This window comes from Pseudorhizobium marinum, from assembly GCF_000705355.1.
In the GTDB taxonomy this organism is placed as follows: domain Bacteria; phylum Pseudomonadota; class Alphaproteobacteria; order Rhizobiales; family Rhizobiaceae; genus Neorhizobium; species Neorhizobium pelagicum.
On record NZ_JMQK01000002.1, the window covers coordinates 19,979 to 41,998 of the forward strand.

Genomic DNA, 22,020 nt, shown 5'->3' on the forward strand with positions numbered 1-22,020 from the left:
CTCCCCAACCCCTCCCCACAAGGGGGAGGGATTCGGCCCGAGCGCGCCTCCCGCCGGGTGCCATCAGGCAGGGTCGCAGGAACGGGCAGAACGGCGCGGCTGGTTAGCCCCTCCCCCTTGTGGGGAGGGTTTGGGAGGGGCTTTTTGAACGGGGTAGAGAACATGCATCAGGCAGATTTCGTCATCATCGGTTCAGGGTCGGCGGGTTCGGCCATGGCCTATCGGCTGTCGGAGGACGGCAAGCATTCGGTGATCGTCATCGAGGCGGGCGGATCGGACTTCGGGCCGTTCATCCAGATGCCGGCGGCGCTCGCCTGGCCGATGAGCATGAAGCGCTACAACTGGGGCTATCTGTCCGAGCCCGAGCCGCATCTTAACAACCGGCGCATCACCGCGCCGCGCGGCAAGGTGCTGGGCGGATCCTCGTCGATCAACGGCCTCGTCTACGTGCGCGGCCATGCGGAGGACTTCAACCGCTGGGAGGAGCTCGGCGCCCGCGGCTGGTCCTATGCGGACGTGCTGCCCTATTTCAAGCGGATGGAGCATAGCCATGGCGGCGAGGACGGCTGGCGCGGCAAGGATGGACCGCTGCATGTCCGGCGTGGTCCCTTCGTCAATCCGCTCTTCCACGCCTTCATCGAGGCCGGCAAGGAGGCCGGTTTCGAGCTGACCGACGACTACAACGGCTCCAAGCAGGAAGGCTTCGGCCTGATGGAGCAGACGATCCATCTCGGGCGCCGCTGGTCGGCCGCCAACGCCTATCTGCGCCCGGCGCTGAAGCGCAAGAACGTGCAACTGGTCTACGGGCTCGCCGAAAGGATCATCATCGAAAACGGCCGGGCCACCGGCGTCGAGATCGTGCAGGGCGGGCGCAAAGAGATCGTCAAGGCCAATCGCGAGGTGATCATTGCCGCCTCCTCCTTCAACTCGCCGAAGCTCCTGATGCAGTCGGGCATCGGCCCGGCGCAGCACCTGCAGGAGATGGGGATCGACGTGAAGCTCGACCGGCCGGGCGTCGGCGCCAACCTGCAGGACCATATGGAGTTCTACTTCCAGCAGGTATCGAAGAAGCCGGTGTCGCTCTACTCCTGGCTGCCGTGGTTCTGGCAGGGCGTGGCGGGCGCGCAGTGGCTCCTGTCGAAGTCGGGGCTCGGTGCCTCCAACCAGTTCGAGGCCTGCGCCTTCCTGCGCTCGGCGCCGGGGCTGAAACAGCCGGACATCCAGTACCACTTCCTGCCGGTGGCGATCTCCTACGACGGCAAGGCGGCGGCCAAGAGCCACGGCTTCCAGGCGCATGTGGGCTTCAACCTGTCGCAATCGCGCGGCAGCGTGACGCTGCGCTCGCCCGATCCGAAGGACGATCCGGTGATCCGCTTCAACTACATGAGCCATGCGGAGGACTGGGAGAAGTTCCGCCACTGCGTGCGGCTGACCCGCGAGATCTTCGGTCAGGAGGCCTTTGCCCCCTATCGCGGGCCGGAGATCCAGCCGGGCGAGTCCGTGCAGTCGGACGAAGCGATCGACGCCTTCCTGCGCGAGCATCTGGAAAGCGCCTATCACCCCTGCGGCACCTGCCGGATGGGCGATCGCGACGATCCGATGGCGGTCGTGGATCCGGAATGCCGGGTGATCGGCATCGACGGTCTGAGGGTCGCCGACAGCTCCATCTTCCCGCACATCACCTATGGCAACCTGAACGGACCGACGATCATGACGGGGGAGAAGGCCGCCGACCACATCCTCGGCCGCCAGCCCCTGCCCCGTTCCAACCAGGAACCATGGGTCAATCCCCGCGCGGCGGTCAGCGACCGGTAGCGACAGCCGGACGTCCCGTTGCCGGAGGCATTTGCAGAGGAAAGGGCCGCTTTTGCGGGAAGGCGGCCTTGCAATGCCGGACCCAGGCGCAAATAACGGGCCCTCCCCTTTCCGCAGCAGTCAGTGACCATGCCCTTTTCCTACCGCAAGTCGAAGATGCTCCGTCGGTCCCGCGTGATGCGCGGCTCCTGGCGGGTGTGGAAGCCGCGGGTGGTGTTCTGGATCGGAGCCATTGCGATCGGCATCGTCAGCGTTGCCTTCGCCTGGGCGGCGGACGCGGCGCAGATGCTGTTCAAGACGGCGACCTCCTCCGGCGCCTACAGCTTCCTGCTGCCACTTCTCCTGACGCCCGCGGGATTCGTCCTCTGCACCTGGCTGGCGATAACCTTCTTCCCCAATGCGCAGGGAAGCGGCATCCCGCAGGCGATCGCGGCACGGCACCTGCGCGACGAGCAGAGCCGGTCGGCGCTGCTGTCGCTGAAGCTTGCGGCAGGCAAGATCGCGCTGACGGTGATCGGCCTCTTCTCCGGCGCCTCCATCGGCCGCGAGGGTCCGACGGTTCAGGTCGGCGCCTCGATCATGCTGGCGGCCGGCCGGTTCGGCGGCATGGCGCAGGAGGGGCTGATCCTCGCCGGTTCCGCCGCGGGCATTGCCGCCGCCTTCAACACGCCGCTGGCCGGCATCGTCTTTGCCATCGAGGAGATGAGCCGCACCTATGAATCGCGCGCCAACGGGCTGGTGCTGACGGCCGTGGTGCTGTCGGGTCTCGCGGCGCTGGGGCTCGTCGGCAGCTATACCTATTTCGGCGAGAATTCGCTGGCGGTCGCAACAAGGCTCGACTGGCTGATGGTGGTGCTCTGCGGCGTTGGCGGCGGGGCGCTCGGCGCCAGCTTCAGCCACGGGGCGCTGACGCTCTCGCGCCGTATCCGCCGCTGGGCGCAGCCGGCGCCGCTGAAGAAGATGATCATGCTGGCCGGAGGCTGCGGCCTGGCGGTTGCCGTCATCGGCATCGTCTCGGGCGGCCAGACCTTCGGCACCGGCTACGACCAGGCGCGGTCGATGCTGGAGGGCGAGATGCTGTCGCCGCTGTTCTTCCTGGAGAAGCTCGCCAGCACCTTCCTGTCGATGATCTCCGGCATTCCCGGCGGCATCTTCGCGCCGTCGCTGGCGGTCGGAGTCGGCTTCGGCGGCACGCTCGGCACCCTGTTCGGCGCCAGCGTCGCGCTGTCGGCCATGCTCGGCATGGCCGGCTATTTCGCCGGTGTCGTGCAGGCGCCGATGACGGCCTTCGTCATCATCATCGAGATGACCGGCAACCACGAGGCGGTGATCCCGATCATGGCCGCCTCCATGCTGGGCTACATCACCTCGCGGATGATCGCGCCGGTGCCGCTCTATCACGGGCTGTCGCGGCCCTTCATCGCGCAGGCGATCCGCGCGCGGCGCGGCGCAGACGACCGTCCGCAGACGGGCGAAAGCTCTACGCGCTAGAGAAAGCCGATCCAGCGGCCGGCAGCGATCGCGCTTGTCCAGATGATGATCGAGGCGAGCGCCGAAAGTCGCAGGGCAGCCGAGGCATGGCCATCGGTCGTCGCCCGGCGCCAGCCGATGCCGCGATGCAGGACGAGCGCATGCGCCAACCCGACCGCCACCAGCGCAAGCTTGGCCAGAAAGGCTGCATTCCCGGCGTATTCCACGGGCCGCACCGAGACCAGGCAAAGACCGGTGAGGATCGCCAGGCCCGCACCCGCGGCTGCCATGCGGGAGAGGAAGCCGGCGATGACGTGGAGGGGCACGGAGCGGTTCAGCCCGAGGATGCGCAGGTCGAGCGCCAGGATGGATCCGTAGAGCACGCCGATCCCCATGATGTGCGCGGCGTTCACCAGCAGGTAGAGCGTCGGCGCGGCAATCAACGCCCGCGCCACCCCGGTTTCTGCAAGTGGCGCGAGCCATTCCAAGGGCGCTGCCTCAGTTGGTCTCGATGCGCTCGGGATAGATGTCGTAGGTCTTGGTGCCGACCATGACCCGGACCGCCTTCATGCGCAGCTCCTCCGGATCCTGCGAGCGATTGCCGATCAGGGTGACGGCATCGCCGACATTGGCCACGCCCTCGACGAAGCCGGAGCGCTGGGTCTTGCCGGGATTGCTGAGTTCGACCGTCCAGACGCCGTCCTCGGCCTGGACTTCCATGGAGGGATGCGGCGGGGCAAACGAGATGGCAGTGATGGTGCCGTTCAGCTCGATCTGTTCGGCCTCTGCCCATGAAAATCCATGATGGGCGACCGCGGTGCCGGCTGCGGCGATGGAAATGGCGATGCCGGCAAACAGTCGCGGCAGGAGCAGGTGCGTCATGTCGTTCTCCTCGGGTTGGCTGTCCCACACACATGTAGAGCGTGGCGATTCGCGCCAGAGGGCCTCACCGTTTAGTGATGGCCCGTTCGTGACAGGAATGCGAGGTCTATCCGGCCGCCGCTCTCACGGCCGGCTTGAAAGCGGTGGCCGACCTCTTGCCTACAGATGGGGAGGCCTTAATTTCTCCCTTCCGGCAACGCGGGGGATAGAGGACCATGTTTACCGACACAGGCTTGTTGAGGAGTTGCATGCCGCATCGAACGCGATCAGACCGAGTGACATTGACGGACGTGGCAGACAGCCTCGGGATCAGCTCGATCACCGTGTCGCGCGCCCTGCGGGAGCCGGACAAGGTCTCCGAGCCGCTGCGCGAGCGCATCCTGCAACAGGTCGAGCAGATGGGCTATGTGCCGGACCTTGCGGCGCGCGCGCTCGCCAGCCGGCAAAGCGGCGTGATCGGCGTGCTGGCGCCGGCGCTGACCAACCACGCCCATCTCAGCATCATGCGCGGCATCGAGGAGCGCGTGCGCGATTCCGGATTGCGCATCCAATACGCCAACTGCCGCAACGACCCGCAGGAGGAGTGTCGGCAGATCCGGCTGTTCCTGTCGCAAAATCCGGCGGGCATCCTCTTGTCGGGACTGCAGGCGCGCGACGGCGTGCTGGAGCTCCTGAAGTCGGCGCCCTGCCCCGTGGTGCAGATCGTCGACCTTCACCTCACCCCGAGCGGGCTGGCCGTCGGCATCAACCATTGCGAAGCCACCGCCACGGCGATCCGGCACCTGATCGCCTGCGGCTACCGGCGCATCGGCATGATCGGCGGCAGCCGGGACGTGCGGGCGGAACGCAAGCACGAGGGCTACAGCCTGGCGATGCGCGAGGCGGGCCTTCTGGACCCCGCTCTCGTGGTGTCGGCGGACGATCCGACGGGCATTGCGCTGGGCTGCCAGCTCCTGCAGCAGCTGAAGGCGCAGGCGCCGGATGCCGACTGCGTCTTCTGCCAGAACGACGACCTGGCGCTGGGGGCCCTGTTCGAGGCGCAGCGGCTCGGCCTCTCGGTGCCGGACTTCGGCATCTGCGGCTACAACGACCTGGGGTTTGCCGCCTATACCCAGCCGGCGCTGACCACCGTCAGGGTGCCGCGCTTCGACATGGGATATCGCGCCGTCGACATGCTGATCCGCGCAGTAAACGGGGAAGCCACGCCCGAGGCACCCATCGACCTCGGGTTCGCCCTCATCGAACGGCAGACGACGCGGCAGCTCGCCTAGAGCCGCCGCGCAAGCCTCCCGGATCAGATGTCGCTTGCGGCGTTCTGGAACAGCTCGGTTGCCTGTGCCGAGGTCATCCGCCGGACGTCCGCCTCGTCGCGGCGGTTCGCGAAAAGCTCGCTCGCCATGATCTGGTCCGCAAGGTCCGCCGGCAGCGACAGCACGACGCGCTCCCCCTCATAGCGAATGCCGATCCCGCCGCTGCGCTTGGCGGCAATCATGCCGCCTGCGATCGTGTTGTGGGTGTCGGGATCGATCAGGATGAAGGCGCCGGTGGAGCGGTTCTGGTCGTAGGTGTCGAAGATCGCCGGTTCGTCGAAGGAGAGCCGCACCTTGCCGATGGCATTCATTGCCAGCAGGTCCGCGTGAGAGCGCCACGAGCCGCTGGACAGCTCCAGCTGGGAGAGCGGCTTGACCGAGACACGCTGGCGGCGGCTGCCGCTCTTCAGCCAGTAGCGCTTGCCGGGCTCGATCCCGTCCGGCTGCAACGCCACGATCTGCGCCTCGAACTCCAGTCCGGTCATCGGCTGGGCGTCGAGCGAGACGATCATGTCGCCGCGCGAGACGTCCACCTGACGGTCGAGGACCAGGGTGATTGCGTCGCCGGCGACGGCCGCATTGCGGACGAGGTCGAAGGTGACGATCTGCTTGACGTTGGCGATCATGCCGGACGGCAGGATGACGACGGAATCGCCGGGCTTCACCGAACCGCCGGCGACCGTGCCCTGATAGCCGCGGAAGCTTTCGCCCGGCCGCGAGACGCGCTGCACCGGCAGACGGAAGCCGCCGGCCTGGGCGGAACGGACGGTGGCGAGCTCCAGCGTCTCGACGAGCGTCGGGCCATCGTACCAGGGCATGACGGCGCCTGCCGGATAGACGACGTTCTCGCCCTTCAGGGCCGACATCGGGATGGCGGTGATCTGGCGCACGCCGAGCGACAGGGCCAGCTCCCGGAAGTCATGCGAGATGGCATCGAAGATCGCCTGGTCGTAGCCGACGAGATCGAACTTGTTGACCGCCAGCACGAACTGCTTGATGCCCATCAGCGAGGCGATCGTGGCATGGCGGCGGGTCTGTTCGAGGAGGCCGGTGCGGGCGTCGACGAGCAGCACGGCGAGATCGGCGGTCGAAGCACCGGTCGCCATGTTGCGGGTGTACTGCTCGTGGCCGGGCGTATCGGCAACGATGAAGGAGCGCCGGTCGGTGGCGAAATAGCGGTAGGCGACATCGATGGTGATGCCCTGCTCTCGCTCGGCCTGCAGGCCATCGAGCAGCAGCGCGAAATCGGGCAGGCCGAGATCGTTCTGCTGGCCGCTGTCGCGCCGCAGCGTCGCGGCCTGGTCTTCCTTGACGGCCTTGGTGTCCCACAGCAGGCGGCCGATCAGCGTCGACTTGCCGTCGTCGACCGAGCCGCAGGTGATGAGACGCAACGGGCGCAGGTCGCGCGTGACCGCAACGGCATCTGCGGCGGGATGGACGGCGGCGGCGGTGGCGGATGCGGTCATCTCAGAAATACCCTTCGCGTTTCTTCTTCTCCATCGAGCCGGACTGGTCGCGGTCGATGGCGCGTCCCTGACGTTCGGAGACAGTGGCAATCTCGAGTTCGGCGATCACCTCGTCGAGCGTCGTGGCCCGCGAACGGATCGCCCCGGTGAGCGGGAAGCAGCCGAGCGTGCGGAAGCGGATGAAATCGTGCTGCACAGTCTCGCCGGGCAGGCGCTCGAGGCGCGGATCCTCGGCATGGATCATCATGCCGTCGCGCTCGACGAAGGGGCGTTCGGCGGCGAAATAGAGCGGCACCAGGGGAATGTCCTCCGCCTGGATGTAGCGCCAGATGTCCACCTCGGTCCAGTTGGAGAGCGGGAAGGCGCGCACGCTCTCGCCCTTGCGGACCATGCCGTTATAGACGTTCCAGAGTTCCGGGCGCTGGTTGCGCGGGTCCCAGCGGTGGTCGGGCGTGCGGAAGGAATAGATCCTCTCCTTAGCGCGGCTTGCCTCCTCGTCGCGGCGGGCACCGCCGAAGGCGGCGTCGTAGCGGCCGGCATCGAGCGCCTGGCGCAGCGCCTCGGTCTTCATGATGTCGGTGTAGAGCGCCGAACCATGGGTGAAGGGCGTGACGTTTTCCGCCTTGCCGCGGGCATTGGTGTGGACGACGAGGTCGAGCTCATACTTCCGGGCAATCTCGTCGCGGAAGCGGATCATCTCCTTGAACTTCCAGCCGGTATCGACGTGCAGCAAGGGAAACGGCACGCGGCCCGGATGGAAGGCCTTGCGCGCCAGATGCAGCAGGACGGAAGAATCCTTGCCGATCGAATAGAGCATCACCGGACGCTCGAATTCGGCCGCAACCTCGCGGAAGATATGGATCGCCTCGTTTTCGAGCGCCTTCAGGTGCGGATCGAGCGGCGGTTTGGTCGACGAAGCAGGCCTCTGCTCTGCTGCGTGGATAACATCGGTCATCAGGGATTCTCCGGGGCGGACAAGGGTCAACCGGCTAAAGGGAACTGGAAGTGAGGGACGAGGCTGCCGCCTCGGGGACATGCAGGCCGCATTCGCGCTTTTCGTCGTTTTCCCACCACCAGCGCCCGGCCCGTTCCGGCTCTCCGGGCTTGATGGCACGGGTGCAGGGCTCGCAGCCGATCGAGGGATAGCCTCTGGCGTGCAGCGGATTGGTGGGGACGGTGTGCTTCTCGACATAGGCTGCGATCTCGTCGAGCGACCAGTCGGCAAGCGGGTTGACCTTGAAGAGGCCGCGCTCGGCGTCGTACTCGACGAAGGGCGTTGCGGCGCGGTTGCCGGACTGGCTTCGGCGAAGGCCGGTGACCCAGACCGTCGCCCCATCCAGGGCCCTGGCGAGCGGCGCGACCTTGCGGACATGACAGCAGGCGTGGCGGGCCTCGACGCTCTCGTAGAAACCGTTGAGGCCGTATTGCGCGACGTAGCCGGCGACATCGGCCTCCTGCGGACGGTGCCGGCGAATCTCGATGCCGAAGCGCTCCTCCGTCTCATCGATCAGCGCCAGGGTCTCGGCAAACAGCCGGCCCGTCTCCAGCGTCGCCACCTCTATGTCGAGCCGCTCCTCCATGCCGATGGCCGCGGTGATGACCTGGTCCTCGATCCCGAGGCTGGAGGTGAAGACCGCACGGCCGATTCCCGCCGCAAGCCTCAACCGGCTGGCGAGATCCAGGGTCTCGAAACGGGCGTCGAGGGTGGCAGCGAGTTCGGCCGGGCGCAGGCCGGAGAGATCGTGGATCGTCATGTGGGTCTTTCCATCATCTTTGCCCGATTATGGAAGCTTGCGACGGCCCTGCACAGAAACAGCGGTTTCACCAGGGACGGATGATGAGCAAATCTCTCTCCAAAGCTTCGTCGGCGGAGAAAAGCTGCCGTACCGGAGGCCGCAACCCGGGACAGGCCGCGCCAGTGTTTGAAATCCCACATGGTTTCCGCTAAGCCGAAGGGCAGTATCAAACCGCGCCGCCGAAACCGGCCGTGCGGCCGGCATATGTGGTTGCGCAATGATTTCCCAGAAGGCGAGATACGCATTGAGGGCGCTGACGGCTCTGGCCCAGTCGGGCGACGGCTCGTCGATGATGATCTCGGAGATTGCCGCGCAGCAGTGCATCCCGAAGAAGTTCCTGGAGCAGATCCTGCTCGACCTGAAGCGGGCCGGCATCGTCGCCAGCCGGCGCGGCAAGCAGGGCGGATACCTGCTCCTGAAGCCGGCCGATACCATCACCTACGGCGACGTGCTGCGGCTGATCGACGGCCCGATCGCGCCGCTCCCCTGCCTGTCGGTGACCGCCTACCGCAAATGCGAGGACTGCGACGGCGAGCAGCTCTGCGAGATCCGCCATGTCTTCGCCCGCGTCGCCGACGCCACCCGCGACGTGCTGTTCAGCACCACGATTGCCGATGCCCTGGACGATACCGCGAAGTCGCGGGAACTTCTGACGGCGTAGTGACGCTTTCTTTGGCGCCTGCCGGCGGATGCTTCCTCTCCTGATCCAGCCGCTTGATCCGTGCGTTGCTTGCCGGACGATGCCTCGGCGACAGTAAACCACCCTCTGACACCACGACCCAAGGTTTTTGCTTTCTTCCAGTTCCCCGTTGTCAAAGACTACTTAATCGGTAGTGTTAGTCGGGTAAACCACGGAGGGAAGTCAGCATGTTCAACTTCAGCCTTGGATTGGGCGCCCTCGCCCTTGGCCTTTCGCTTACCGCCGGCCTGTTCGGCCCGGCTCAGGCACAGACCACCCTGCTCAATGTCTCCTACGATCCGACGCGCGAATTCTACGAGGAGTACAATGCTCTCTTTGCCGAGCACTGGCAGAAGCAGACCGGCGAAACCATCACGATCGAGCAGTCGCACGGCGGTTCCGGCCGGCAGGCACGCGGCGTCATCGAGGGGCTCGATGCCGATGTGGTGACGCTGGCGCTCGGCAGCGACATCGATGCGATCGCCAAGCACAGCGGCAGGATCTCGCCGGACTGGCGCGGCAGGTTCCCGCACAATTCCGCGCCCTATACCTCGACCATCGTCTTCCTGGTGCGCAAGGGCAATCCGAAGGGGATCCACGACTGGAACGACCTGGTGAAGGACGGCGTCGAGATCGTCACGCCGAATCCGAAGACGTCGGGCGGCGCCCGCTGGAACTACCTGGCCGCCTGGGCCTTCGCCAACCACGCCTTCGGTGGCGACCAGGAGAGGATCAAGGCCTATATGGCCGACCTCTTCACCCATGTGGTGGTTATGGACACCGGCGCGCGCGGCGCCACCACGACGTTTAGCGAGCGCGGGATGGGCGACGTGCTGCTGGCCTGGGAGAACGAGGCCTATCTGGCGCTGAAGGAGATGGGTCCGGAGAACTTCGACATCGTCGTGCCGCCGTTCTCGATCCGCGCCGAACCGCCGGTCGCCGTCGTCGACGCCAATGTCGACAAGCGGGGCACGCGCCAGGCCGCCGAGGCCTATCTGCAGCACCTCTATTCCGACGAGGCGCAGAGGCTGATCGCCAGGCACTTCTTCCGCCCGGCCAATCCCGCGGCCGTGCCGCCGGACCTCCTGCAGCATCTGCCCGACATCACGCTGGTGACGATCGACGACCCGATCTTCGGCGGCTGGGAGAAGACGCAGGCCGAGCACTTCTCCAACGGCGGTATCTTCGACCAGATCCAGGCCGGCCGCAACTGATACACGGGAGCGGCGGGGGAGGATCGCCACCCGCCGCTCCCGTAACAAATATGTCATGTCAGCCGGAACAAAAACCGTCGCAGCGGATTCGGACTTAATCCCTCGTCAATGGAGAGCAACATGGCAATGTCGGCGCATATCCACGTCAAGCCAGAGGATCACATCCTGACCATCCAGGAGGCGATCGAGCCGGTCTACAACCGGCTGGCCCTCGAATGCGAGGCCCGGATCATCGAGGCCGCAGTCCGCGCCGGCTGGTCCGCCGAAGAGGCGGTCATGGCCATCGAGGATCTTCGCAAGCGCGAGATGCTCGAGAACACCCATTAAGCCTCCGTCTCGTCGTCCGCTGACGCCTATGGAGAGCCGGCTGAAGTGCCGGGCTCGTTTCCGTGCCGCGACACACGAAGGCGTGAAGGAACGGCCTGCTCTACCGTGACTTGGAACGGGCAAAGGAGGACGCCATGGCATCCGAGTGGCCCATGTTCATTCTGCAATCGATCGCGGTCATCGCGCTGGTGGGAGCGCTGTTCATCCGGGCATGAGCGCGCGCGCCATCTTCGCGCGGCATGCACAGTCACCCGTCGCGCCAGAGCACCTTGACGGCCATGGTCGCGGCCGAGGTCCGTTTTTCCACCATCAGCTTGTTGAAGATCTGCTCCAGGTGCTTGTTGACCGTTCGCGGCGACATCTTGAGGATGTCGGCAATCTCCTTGTTGGCCTTGCCGTGGGCAATCCACAACAGCACTTCCGCCTCCCGCAGCGTCAGCCCGAAGGCCTTGGCGAGCTGCTCCTCGTCGGTGCCCCGATGCCGATCGACGAGGCGCAGCAGGACCTCCTCGCCGCCGTCGTCCGACAGCAGGCGAAGCTCCAGGTCCTGGCCATTGCGGGAGCAGCGGAACGCCCCGCCCAGAGGGGCAGAGGGTGCGGTGTCCACCACCTGTCCAAGCCATTCCACCAGGTCCCAGGGCAGATAGGCGCCCTGGTCCGAGCGGATGCCGGCGCGCTGCAGGAGGTCGGCTGCCTGCTGCGTCGACCACAGGATCCGGCCGCGTCGGTCGCAGGAGACGATCCAGCGCCCCGTGGAATCCAGCGCGCGCCGCGCCGAGCGCGCCCGGCGTGCATTGCCGAGGTGGACGCGCATCCGCGCGAACAGCTCGTTCAGTTCGATCGGTTTGCTGACGAAATCCACGCCGCCGGCCGCAAGCGCGCGCATGACATGCTCGCTCTCATTGAAGCCGGTCATGAAGATGATCGGAATATCCTCGAAGCCGCGTTCCGACTTCAGGATCTGGCAGGTCTCGAACCCGTCGAGCCCCGGCATGACCGCGTCCATCAGCACGATGTCGGGCGAATTGCTGTTGGCCATCGAGATCGCCTGCCGGCCGCTGTTGCAGGTCAGCACGTCCATCCCTTCCAGCGTCAGGGCGTCGGACAGCATGAACAGGGCATCGGGCGAATCGTCGACCACAAGGACGCGACTGCTCTCCGGAAGGTCAGGCATTTTTCACCTCCTCGATGACGGCCAGGAAGTCACGAAGACGGTAGTTCGTGACGAGAAGCCGCATGTGGCCGCAGAACCGGGCCGTTGACGGCGATGAGCTCTCGATGTCGTTCAGCATCGCTTCGATCGAGCGGACGAAGCCTGTTTCACCCAATGTCCGTAGCTGCTTCAGCTTGCTGCGGTCCGGCAGTTCGCCGGCGGAAAAGCCTCGCTGCATCTCCACCTCGACCGCCCCTTCCCCTTCATGCACCCATGTCACCGACATCAGCGTCGCAAACCAGTCGAACAGTTCGTCGAAGCTGAAGGGCTTGATGAGATAGGCGTCGAAAAGATCCGCATGCTCCGGCCGGGTCCGCTCGTTGCCCGCATCCGCCGACAGCATGATGATCGGAAGCTGCCGGCCGATCCGCCGGCGCACCTGTCGCGCCACGTCCCAGCCGGAGATGCCGGGCATGGCGATGTCGAGGACGAGAATGTCCGGTCGGTAGAGCGACAGGGCCGAAAGACAGGCCCGTCCGTCGGCCGCCGTGATGACGGTGAAGCCCAGCGGCCGCAGCACATCCTCGAGAAGCGCACGCTGGTTGCCGTCGTCGTCGGCCACCAGCACAGTCCGGCGCGGCCCCTCGTAGCCGCTGATGCGGGAAACGGCGGCGGGCGCGTCTTCCGGACCGACGGCGGCGGAAAGATGCAGCCGGACGCCGAAATAGCTGCCGACGCCGGCAGTGCTGTGCACCGTGAGTTCGCCGCCCATGATCTCGACCAGGAGCTTGGTAATGGTCAGGCCCAATCCGGTGCCCGGCGGGCGGTTTGCGTCCATCGCCTGCTCGGCCCGTTCGAACGGCAGGAACACCCGCTCGATGTCTGCCGCGCCGATGCCGACGCCGGTGTCCTCGATCTCGAAGGTCGCCACCTGCCCGCGGTAGGTGACCGTCAGGCTGACCTTGCCGTGGTCGGTGAACTTGATCGCGTTCGACAGGAGGTTGATCAGCACCTGCCGCAGCCGCTTCTCGTCGGTGACGACATAGTCCGGCATCGACGAGCTGGCGTGGAACTCGAAGTCGATCCCCTTGGCCTGCGCCTGCAGCGTCAGCATGTCGACGATCTGGTCGAGGAAGGGCCGGAGCGCGATCTTGTGCCGGAAGATCTCCAGCCGACCCGCCTCGATCTTGGAGATGTCGAGGAGCCCTTCGATCATGTCGGCCAGATGCTCGCCGCTGCGCTTGATCGTGCGTGCCGCATTGTGGATGTAGACCGGCAGCCCCTTCTGCCGTTCCAGCAGCTGCGCATAGCCGAGGATGGCGCTGAGCGGCGTGCGCAGCTCGTGGCTGAGGCCCACCACATATTTGCTCTTGGCGACATTCGCCTGCTCGGCCACCTCCTTGGCCTTCTGCAGCAGACGGTCCGTCTCCTCGTGCGCCTGGATCTCGTCCATCAGCAGCCGCGTGTGCTTGCGCGCCTCGTCTTCCGCGAACTTGCGGCTTTCCTGGGCGAGCACGAACAGCCAGACGATGATGCCGGCAATGATGAAGACGATGATGAACAGCTTCCACAAGACGGTGGCGATCTGCGCGGCCGGCAGGGTTCGGTCGAGGCTGCTCTGGAAGTAGATCAGCCAGAAGACGAGGCCGATCAGCGCGGTGACCACCGTCAGCACCGCCAGATATTGGGCAAGCCGGCTCTCCAGGAAGGTCGCGACACGATGCGGCAGGAAGGTCGCCGTGAAGCCGCGCAGCTGCTCCATGAAGCGCGCGTCCGTCTTGCAGGCGTCGAGGCAGCGCGCATCGAGCGAACAGCAGAGCGAGCAGATCGGCCCCGAATAGATCGGGCAGCGTGCCATGTCCTCGCTGTCGAAGTGGTGCTCGCAGATGCAGCACTCGATCCGTTGCGCGGTCTTCCAGTCGGCGGGCGACTGGCGGGCAATGTAGTAGCGCCCGCCGGTTGCGAAGGCGATGACCGGCGAAAGCACGAAGGCGGAGGCCAGCGCGACGTAGATGTAGACTGCCGCAAGCGTCGGGCCGAAGACGCCGAAATAGGCGATCAGTCCGGCAAGGGCCGAGATCGACATGGAGCCGAAGCCGACTGGGTTGATATCGTAGAGATGCGCCCGCTTGAATTCGATGGACCGTGGCGACAGCCCCAGCGGCTTGTTGATGACCAGGTCCGCGACGATGGCGCCCATCCACGAGACCGCCAGAATGGAATAGAGCCCGAGCGTCTGCTCCAGCGCCTTATAGACCCCGAACTCCATCAGCAGCAGTCCGAGCAGGACGTTGAACACCAGCCAGACGACGCGGCCCGGGTGGCTGTGCGTCAGGCGCGAGAAGAAGTTCGACCAGGCAATCGAGCCCGCATAGCTGTTGGTGACGTTGATCTTGGCTTGGCAAATGATCACGAAGACACCGGTGAGCCCGAGCGCCAGCTCCGGCGACGCCAGCATTTCCCTGAAGACGCTGAGATACATCTGCGTCGGGTCGGCGGCATCGGCGAAGTCGACGCCGTGCTGGAAGGCGTAGAAGGCGAGAAACGAGCCCGCCATGATCTTGAGGCCGCCGATGACGGCCCAGCCGGGGCCTGCCGACAGCAGGGCTGCCCACCACCGCCACCGGTTCTGTCGGTCCTGGCGCGGCAGAAAGCGCAGGAAGTCGACCTGTTCGCCGATCTGCGCCACCAGCGAAAACAGCACCGCGGACGCGGCGCCGAAATAGACGATGTCGACAGAGCCGTCCGATTGTCCCCATAGCCCCGTGTAGCCGGTCCACTGTCGCACGGAGACGTGGCTCTGCGCGGCGATGAAGACGAAGGGAGCAAGCTGCAGCACGATCCAGAACGGCTGCGTCCAGGCCTGGAAGCGGCTGATGAAGGTCACCCCGTGGGTCACCAGCGGAATGATCGCCAGCGCGCTGACGATGTAGCCGATGGAGAGCGGCAGCCCGGTGCACAGCTCCAGGGCCGTCGCCACGATGGCGGCCTCGATGGCGAAGAAGATGAAGGTGAAGGTCGCATAGATCAGCGAGGTGACGGTCGATCCGATATAGCCGAAGCCCGCTCCGCGCGTGAGAAGATCGATATCGACCCCGTATTTGGCGGCATTATAGGCAATCGGCACGCCCATGAGGAAGATGATCGTGCAGGTGACGCCGATTGCCATCGCCGCATTGGCAAAGCCGTAGTTCAGCGTGATCGACCCGCCGATCGCTTCCAGCGCCAGGAAGGAGATGGCGCCGATGGCGGTATTGGCGATGCGGCCGGTGGAAAAACGCCGGACCCGGTAGGCGGTGAAACGCAGCGCGTAGTCTTCCAGGGTCTGGTTGGCGACCCACTTGTTGTAGATCCGGCGATTTCGGGGCACCCGCTCGGCTGCGGTCACGAAATACTACTCCTCAAGATCGACTGCGACACCCGTCACGCGAGACACGGCGCCCTTGCTGCAATGCAGAAGCAAGAAATGTTCCAGGGGGCTCCGCATGCTCCCGGACACGGTTGCCCGCCCCTTCAGCCCATGGAAGCTGCGCCGGCTTTTTCGAGCAAAATCAGCTGCTCGCTCCCCTCCTTGCGTCATCTGTCCTGATGCTAGGGGGAAAATGCTCAGGGGCAAATACGTCAAACGCTCCATTGTTGCGCCGCAGCAACGCCGTGACACTCGCGACAGTTGGCTGGACATAGCCAGCACCTTTCGAAACCAGCGAGAAGAGGCTCCGCCATGAAGGAAGATCCGTCGAAGAACCTGATGTCCGTGACCCGCAGATCCCTGCTGGCTGGCATCGCCGCCATACCGCTTCTGTCAATCACCGGCATGCCGCTTCTGGCCGCCGACTATCCGACGGCGACCGTCAACACGACGGGGCTCGCCGTCACCGACGACACCGTGAAGGTCGGCATCCTGCACTCCGTCACCGGCACCATGGCGATCAGCGAGACCGGTTCGGTGCAGGCCGAGAAGCTGGCGATCGAGCAGATCAACGCCATGGGCGGCGTGCTGGGCCGCAAGATCGAGTTCATCCAGGAAGATGGCGCCTCGGACTGGCCGACCTTCGCCGAAAAGGCCAAGAAGCTGCTGGTCCAGGACAAGACGGCGGCCGTCTTCGGCTGCTGGACCTCAGCATCGCGCAAGGCCGTGCTGCCGGTTTTCGAGCAGTACAACGGCATGCTCTACTATCCGACATTCTACGAGGGTCTCGAGGAAAGCCCGAACGTCATCTACACCGGCCAGGAAGCCACCCAGCAGATTCTTGCCGGCATCGACTGGGTCGTGAAGGAGAAGGGTGCGAAGTCCTTCTACCTCCTGGGCTCGGACTATATCTGGCCGCGCACCTCCAACAAGATCGCCCGCAAGCACATCGAAAAGCTCGGGCTCGAAGTGGTCGGCGAGGAGTATTATCCGCTGGGTCACACCCAGTTCAACTCGGTGATCAACAAGATCAAGCTGAAGAAGCCGGACGTGATCTACGCCATCGTCGTCGGCGGCTCCAACGTCGCCTTCTACAAGCAGCTGAAGGCCGCCGGCATCGATCTTGCCAAGGAAAAGCCGCTGCTCCTGACGATCTCGGTGACCGAGGACGAGATCCTCGGCATCGGCGGCGAGAACATGGCCGGCGCCTACGCCATGATGAAATACTTCCAGAGCCTGGACAACGACAACAACAAGGCCTTCGTCGAAGCCTTCAAGAAGATGTGGGGCGACGACATCGTCATCGGCGACGTCACCCAGGCGGCCTATCTCGGCCCCTGGCTGTGGAAGGCCGCCGTCGAGAAGGCCGGCTCCTTCGACATCGACAAGATCAAGGCAGCCTCGCCGGGCATCGAACTCACCACGGCCCCCGAGGGCTACGTCAAGATCCACGAGAACCATCACCTCTGGTCCAAGGCCCGCGTCGGCCATGCCCAGCTCGATGGCCAGTACAAGGTGGTCTACGAGACGAGCGAGCTGATGGAGCCCGATCCCTTCCCCGAAGGCTATCAATAAGCCTCGCCTGGCGCTGCCCCTCCGCCACGGGCGGGCAGCGTCCTTTCTCTTATCCCCGACAGCGAACCGGCGAGGCCGCGATGATTGGCGACTATACCTTCGGCGAATTCACTTCGATCCTGGCCATGCAGGGCTTTGCAGGCCTCAGCCTGTTCTCGGTCTTCGTGCTGATGGCGCTCGGCCTGGCCATCATCTTCGGCCAGATGGGCGTCATCAACATGGCCCACGGCGAGTTCATGATCCTCGGGGCCTATGTCACCTACCTCTGCTCGCACCTGGTGACGACCTATGTGCCGGTGCTGTTTCCGGTCTACTTCTTCGCCGCCATGGTGCTCGCCTTCTGCGCCTCCTTTTCACTGGGGGTTCTGGTCGAATGGGCGCTGATCCGGCATCTCTACAGGCGCCCGCTCGACACGCTTCTCGCCACCTGGGGCCTCTCGCTGATCCTGCAGCAGGTCTACCGCTCCGTCTTCGGCGCACGCGAGGTGGGCGTCACGCTACCGGACTGGATGATGGGTTCGGTGGCGCTTACCGACATGATCGAGATCCCGATCAACGGCCTCTTCGTCATGGGGCTGACGATCCTGATCGCCTTCGGCGTCTATCTGATGATGGCGCGCTCCACCTTCGGCAAGCAGGTGCGCGCCGTGCTGCAGAACCGGGTGATGGCGGGTGCGGTCGGCATCAACACCAAGCGCGTCGACCGGCTGACCTTCGGGCTCGGCTGCGGCATCGCCGGCATCGCCGGTGCGGCGTTTACGATGATCGGCTCCACCGGCCCGACCGCCGGCCAGCTCTACATCGTCGACACCTTCCTGGTGGTCGTCTTCGGCGGCGCCGGCAGCCTGATCGGCACCATCGCCTCCGCCTTCACCATCTCGCAGGCCCAGTCGACGATGGAATTCTTCATGAGCGGGTCCATGGCCAAGGTCCTGACCCTGCTCACCGTCGTCGGCATCCTGATGCTGCGCCCGCAAGGCCTGTTCACTCTCAACATCCGCCGCTGAGGACCATTCCATGAACTCCGACACCCAGCTTTTCAAACCCCGCGAATGGCTCGCACTGGCCATCCTCGCCGCCATCATCCTGGTCGTCATCCCGATCGGCGTCGACACCTTCCGCCTGAACCTGGTCGGCAAATACCTGACCTATGCCTTCGTCGCGATCGGCCTCGTCTTGTGCTGGGGTCTCGGCGGCATCCTGAGCCTCGGCCAGGGCATCTTCTTCGGGCTCGGGGGCTATTGCATGGCCATGTTCCTGAAGCTCGAGGCGTCGACGCCCGAGGCCACCAAGATCCAGTCGACGCCCGGCATTCCGGACTTCATGGACTGGAACCAGATCACCGAACTGCCCTTCTGGTGGCAGCCGTTCCACTCGCTGAGCTTCACGCTGGTCGCCATCGTCGCCGTGCCTGCGATCTTCGCCTACATCATCGGCGCGGCGATGTTCAAGCGGCGCGTCGGCGGCGTCTATTTCGCCATCATCACCCAGGCCGTCGCGGCGATCCTCACCATCCTCATCATCGGCCAGCAGGGATATACCGGCGGCGTCAACGGCATCACCGACCTGCGGACGCTGCTGGGCTGGGACATCCGCACCGACGACGCCAAGACGGTGCTCTACTTCGTCAACGCCGTGCTTCTGATCGCCTGCCTCGTCGCGGCCCAGTTCGTGCGGGTCTCCAAATTCGGCCGCCTGCTCGTGGCCATGCGCGACCGCGAGGACCGCGTGCGCTTCTCCGGCTATGACGTCGCCAACTTCAAGATCTTCATCTTCTGCCTGGCGGCGGCCTTCTCCGCCATCGGTGGCGCGATGTTCACCCTGCAGGTGGGGTTCATGTCGCCCTCCTTCGTGGGCATCGTTCCTTCGATCGAAATGGTGATCTTCTGCGCGGTCGGCGGACGCATGTCGCTGTTCGGCGCCGTCTATGGCGCCCTTCTCGTCAACTTCGCCAAGACCACGTTTTCCGAGAGCTTTCCCGAACTCTGGCTGTTTGCCATGGGCGGGCTGTTCATCGCGGTCGTCATGGCCTTCCCCAACGGGCTTGCCGGCGTCTTCCGCGATCATGTCGAACCGGCACTTCTCAAGCTTGCACAGCGCCTCCCCCTCTGGCGTGCCGGTGGCGTGCCCCTTTCCTCCTCCGCCAAGTGAAAGGCCCAAACCATGGATCCGAGCGCACCCGCCGATTTCCTCCTCAGCGTCGAGGGCCTGACGGTCTCCTTCGACGGCTTCAAGGCCGTCAACGACCTCTCCTTCTACGTCGACGAGAACGAGATCCGCGTCATCATCGGCCCCAATGGCGCGGGCAAGACCACCGTCCTCGACCTGATCTGCGGCCGCACCAGGCCGACGGAGGGCTCGATCCGCTTCAAGGGCCAGGAACTGACCGGCATGCGCGAGCACGAGATCGTCCATGCCGGGGTGGGCCGCAAGTTCCAGAACCCGTCGATCTACGAGGACCTGACGGTCTTCGAGAACCTGGAGCTGTCCTTCCCTCGCGGCCGCAATGTCTTCGGCGCGCTGTTCTTCCGCCGCGACGCCGAGGTCCGCGACCGGGTCGAGGAGGTGGCCGAGATGATCTTCCTGAAGGACCACCTCGATACCGAGGCCGCGATCCTCAGCCATGGGCAGAAGCAGTGGCTGGAGATCGGCATGCTGCTGATCCAGAGCCCGAAGCTCCTGATGCTCGACGAGCCGGTCGCCGGCATGAGCATCGCCGAGCGGGTGAAGACCGCCGAACTGCTCAACACCATCATCCGCAACCAGTCGGTGATCGTCATCGAGCACGACATGAAGTTCGTCGAGGACATCGCCCACCGCGTCACCGTGCTGCATCAGGGCAAGGTGCTGTCGGAGGGCACGATGGACCGCGTCAAGCACGACCCCAAGGTCGTCGAAGTCTATCTCGGGCACTAGGAGACCGCCATGCTCGCAGTCGAAAACCTCCACGTCGCCTATGGCCAGAGCGAGGTCATCCATGGCCTCGACCTCTCGCTCGCTCCTGGCGAGATCGTCGCCATCATGGGCCGCAACGGTATGGGCAAGACGACGCTGATGAAGTCGCTGATCGGCATCGTCCCCTCCACCATGGGCACGATCCACATCGGCAGCACGCCGATCGAGGCGATGGACAGCTACCAGCGCGTCGCCGCGGGCCTCGCCTATGTGCCGCAGGGGCGCATGATCTTCTCGGCCATGACGGTGAAGGAGAACATCGAGACCGGGCTCACCGTCACCGGCGAGACTGCCGTGCCCGACCACATCTACGAGCTGTTTCCGGTGCTCCTCGACATGAAGAGCCGCCGCGGCGGCAATCTTTCGGGCGGGCAGCAGCAGCAGCTGGCTATCGCCCGCGCGCTCGCCTCCCGGCCGAAGGTGCTGATCCTCGACGAACCGACCGAAGGCATCCAGCCGTCGATCATCAAGGAAATGGCCCGCACCCTCTGCCGCATCCGCGACGAGATGGGGCTTTCGATCCTGGTCTCCGAACAGGTGCTGAGTTTCGCGCTCGACATGGCCGACCGGGTGCTGGTGATCGAGAAGGGCCAGATCGTCCACCAATCCCCCCGCGACGGCATCGACGAGCAGAAGGTCTCGGCCTTCCTCTCCGTCTGACCGGCAACCGCCCCCCCCCAATCAACGCACCATCCCAAGGAAGGAGAACAGCATGCCCGAGACGCTCATCAAGGTCGACCTCAGCGAGTCCGCCCATAGCAACGAGAAGGTCCACAACCGCTGGCATCCCGATATCCCCATGGCCTGCTGGGTCGAGCCGGGCGACGATTTCCGCATCGAGACCTATGACTGGACCGGCGGGCAGATCAAGAACGACGACGATGCAGCGGACGTGCGCGACGTCGACCTGAGCCAGGTGCATTTCCTCTCCGGGCCGATCGGCGTGAAGGGCGCGCAACCGGGCGACCTGCTGGTGGTCGACATCCTCGACATCGGCGCCTTCGACAACAGCCTCTGGGGCTTCAACGGCTTCTTCTCCAAGAGGAATGGCGGTGGCTTCCTGACGGAGCATTTCCCCGAAGCGCAGAAGTCGATCTGGGACTTCCACGGCATGTTCACCTCGTCGCGTCATGTGCCGGGCGTCAAATACGCTGGCCTGATCCACCCCGGCCTGATCGGCTGCCTGCCGGATCACAAGATGCTGGAGATGTGGAATACGCGCGAGAAGGCGCTGTTCGACACGGATCCGGGCCGCGTGCCAGCCCTGGCGACGCTGCCGGACGGCGGACCGAGCGCCCACATGGGCAGCCTCAAAGGCGAGGCGCGCGACAAGGCGGCAGCGGAGGGGGCACGCACCGTGCCGCCGCGCGAGCACGGCGGCAACTGCGACATCAAGGACCTGTCGCGCGGCTCGAAGATCTATTTCCCCGTCTACGTCGATGGCGCCGGGCTCTCGATGGGCGACCTGCATTTCAGCCAGGGCGACGGCGAGATCACCTTCTGCGGCGCCATCGAAATGGCGGGCTGGCTGCACATCAAGGTGACGCTGATCAAGGACGGCATGGCCAAATACGGGATCAAGAACCCGATCTTCCGGCCGTCGCCGATCACGCCGAAATACGACGACTACCTGATCTTCGAGGGCATCTCCGTCGACGAAGGCGGCAAGCAGCATTATCTCGACGTGCACATCGCCTACCGCCAGGCCTGCCTGAACGCCATCGAATACATGACGAAGTTCGGCTACACCCGCGCCCAGGCCTATGCCATCCTCGGCACGGCCCCCGTCCAGGGCCATATTTCCGGCGTCGTCGACATTCCCAACGCCTGCGCCACCCTCTGGCTGCCGCTCGACATCTTCGAATTCGACATGAAGCCCGGCGCGGACGGGCCGAAGATCTTCCTCGACGGCAAGATCGACGTGCCGCTGGCACCCGATCTTTGACACGCCGCGGGGCGGAGGATGCCT

The 22,020-nt window shown here is 65.1% G+C and carries 19 protein-coding genes; 12 read left to right on the forward strand and 7 right to left on the reverse strand.

The annotated features are described in order from the left end of the window. The first annotated feature begins 162 nt into the window (after positions 1-162). Both betA and EO99_RS0102240 read left to right on the forward strand, forming a co-directional pair. On the forward strand, positions 163-1,815 hold the full coding sequence (gene betA, locus EO99_RS0102235) for a choline dehydrogenase (RefSeq protein WP_029617019.1): 1,653 nt from the start codon (positions 163-165) through the stop codon (positions 1,813-1,815). Positions 1,816-1,944: 129 nt separating this feature from the next. Further along, positions 1,945-3,306 carry a chloride channel protein gene (locus EO99_RS0102240; protein WP_029617020.1) on the forward strand — a complete coding sequence of 454 codons (1,362 nt, stop codon included), beginning with the start codon at positions 1,945-1,947 and terminating at the stop codon, positions 3,304-3,306. Here the strand turns inward: EO99_RS0102240 and EO99_RS0102245 are convergent. Both EO99_RS0102245 and EO99_RS0102250 read right to left on the reverse strand, forming a co-directional pair. Next, positions 3,303-3,773, reverse strand: a complete 471-nt coding sequence (locus EO99_RS0102245) for a DUF6644 family protein (protein WP_029617021.1) — start codon at positions 3,771-3,773, stop codon at positions 3,303-3,305. The two genes, EO99_RS0102240 and EO99_RS0102245, sit on opposite strands and share 4 nt — an antisense overlap. A gap of 10 nt (positions 3,774-3,783) precedes the next feature. Continuing rightward, on the reverse strand, positions 3,784-4,167 hold the full coding sequence (locus EO99_RS0102250) for a DUF6152 family protein (protein WP_029617022.1): 384 nt from the start codon (positions 4,165-4,167) through the stop codon (positions 3,784-3,786). A 275-nt stretch (positions 4,168-4,442) separates the two neighbouring features. Between EO99_RS0102250 and EO99_RS0102255 the strand changes: the two genes are divergently transcribed. Continuing rightward, a complete protein-coding gene (locus tag EO99_RS0102255; RefSeq protein ID WP_051679668.1) occupies positions 4,443-5,438 on the forward strand; it encodes a LacI family DNA-binding transcriptional regulator in 996 nt (331 codons plus the stop codon). Positions 5,439-5,461: 23 nt separating this feature from the next. Here EO99_RS0102255 and cysN read toward each other — a convergent pair whose 3' ends face one another. Genes cysN through EO99_RS0102270 form a run of 3 tightly spaced genes read right to left on the reverse strand, consistent with a single transcriptional unit; the run spans position 5,462 to position 8,697 of the window. Beyond that, positions 5,462-6,943 carry a sulfate adenylyltransferase subunit CysN gene (cysN, locus tag EO99_RS0102260; protein WP_029617024.1) on the reverse strand — a complete coding sequence of 494 codons (1,482 nt, stop codon included), beginning with the start codon at positions 6,941-6,943 and terminating at the stop codon, positions 5,462-5,464. Between the two features lies 1 nt (position 6,944). Continuing rightward, complete coding sequence (gene cysD, locus EO99_RS0102265) at positions 6,945-7,898, reverse strand: sulfate adenylyltransferase subunit CysD (protein ID WP_051679669.1); 954 nt, start codon at positions 7,896-7,898, stop codon at positions 6,945-6,947. 34 nt (positions 7,899-7,932) lie between these two features. Then, positions 7,933-8,697, reverse strand: coding sequence for a phosphoadenylyl-sulfate reductase (locus tag EO99_RS0102270; RefSeq protein WP_029617026.1), 765 nt, complete (start codon positions 8,695-8,697; stop codon positions 7,933-7,935). A gap of 259 nt (positions 8,698-8,956) precedes the next feature. Between EO99_RS0102270 and EO99_RS0102275 the strand changes: the two genes are divergently transcribed. From EO99_RS0102275 to EO99_RS0102285, 3 genes are all read left to right on the forward strand, one after another. Further along, positions 8,957-9,400 (forward strand): RrF2 family transcriptional regulator, encoded by a 444-nt coding sequence (locus tag EO99_RS0102275; protein WP_029617027.1) that lies wholly within the window; start codon positions 8,957-8,959, stop codon positions 9,398-9,400. Positions 9,401-9,606: 206 nt separating this feature from the next. Further along, the gene (locus EO99_RS0102280) at positions 9,607-10,632 is read left to right on the forward strand and encodes a sulfate ABC transporter substrate-binding protein (protein WP_029617028.1); all 1,026 of its coding nucleotides are present in this window, start codon (positions 9,607-9,609) and stop codon (positions 10,630-10,632) included. Between the two features lie 120 nt (positions 10,633-10,752). Then, positions 10,753-10,959: a hypothetical protein gene (locus tag EO99_RS0102285; protein ID WP_029617029.1), complete on the forward strand. Its 207-nt coding sequence runs from the start codon at positions 10,753-10,755 to the stop codon at positions 10,957-10,959. A 247-nt stretch (positions 10,960-11,206) separates the two neighbouring features. Here the strand turns inward: EO99_RS0102285 and EO99_RS0102295 are convergent, their stop codons facing one another. Continuing rightward, positions 11,207-12,133 (reverse strand): response regulator transcription factor, encoded by a 927-nt coding sequence (locus tag EO99_RS0102295; RefSeq protein WP_029617030.1) that lies wholly within the window; start codon positions 12,131-12,133, stop codon positions 11,207-11,209. Continuing rightward, entirely contained in the window at positions 12,126-15,500 is a 3,375-nt protein-coding gene (locus EO99_RS0102300) for an ATP-binding protein (protein ID WP_029617031.1), read from the reverse strand. Before EO99_RS0102300 ends, EO99_RS0102295 begins: the two co-directional genes overlap by 8 nt. 333 nt (positions 15,501-15,833) lie before the next feature. On the opposite strand from EO99_RS0102300, the gene urtA reads away from it, so the two are divergent. The 6 genes from urtA (at position 15,834) to fmdA (ending at position 21,996) form a co-directional block, all read left to right on the forward strand. Further along, positions 15,834-17,096 carry an urea ABC transporter substrate-binding protein gene (gene urtA / locus EO99_RS0102305; RefSeq protein ID WP_029617032.1) on the forward strand — a complete coding sequence of 421 codons (1,263 nt, stop codon included), beginning with the start codon at positions 15,834-15,836 and terminating at the stop codon, positions 17,094-17,096. Positions 17,097-17,176: 80 nt separating this feature from the next. Next, positions 17,177-18,103: an urea ABC transporter permease subunit UrtB gene (gene urtB / locus EO99_RS0102310; RefSeq protein ID WP_029617033.1), complete on the forward strand. Its 927-nt coding sequence runs from the start codon at positions 17,177-17,179 to the stop codon at positions 18,101-18,103. A gap of 10 nt (positions 18,104-18,113) precedes the next feature. Continuing rightward, positions 18,114-19,247 carry an urea ABC transporter permease subunit UrtC gene (gene urtC, locus EO99_RS0102315; RefSeq protein WP_051679670.1) on the forward strand — a complete coding sequence of 378 codons (1,134 nt, stop codon included), beginning with the start codon at positions 18,114-18,116 and terminating at the stop codon, positions 19,245-19,247. A gap of 12 nt (positions 19,248-19,259) precedes the next feature. Further along, on the forward strand, positions 19,260-20,012 hold the full coding sequence (gene urtD / locus EO99_RS0102320; RefSeq protein ID WP_029617035.1) for an urea ABC transporter ATP-binding protein UrtD: 753 nt from the start codon (positions 19,260-19,262) through the stop codon (positions 20,010-20,012). A gap of 9 nt (positions 20,013-20,021) precedes the next feature. Next, positions 20,022-20,711: an urea ABC transporter ATP-binding subunit UrtE gene (gene urtE, locus EO99_RS0102325; RefSeq protein ID WP_029617036.1), complete on the forward strand. Its 690-nt coding sequence runs from the start codon at positions 20,022-20,024 to the stop codon at positions 20,709-20,711. Between the two features lie 52 nt (positions 20,712-20,763). Next, positions 20,764-21,996, forward strand: a complete 1,233-nt coding sequence (fmdA, locus tag EO99_RS0102330) for a formamidase (RefSeq protein ID WP_029617037.1) — start codon at positions 20,764-20,766, stop codon at positions 21,994-21,996. Positions 21,997-22,020: the final 24 nt, after the last annotated feature.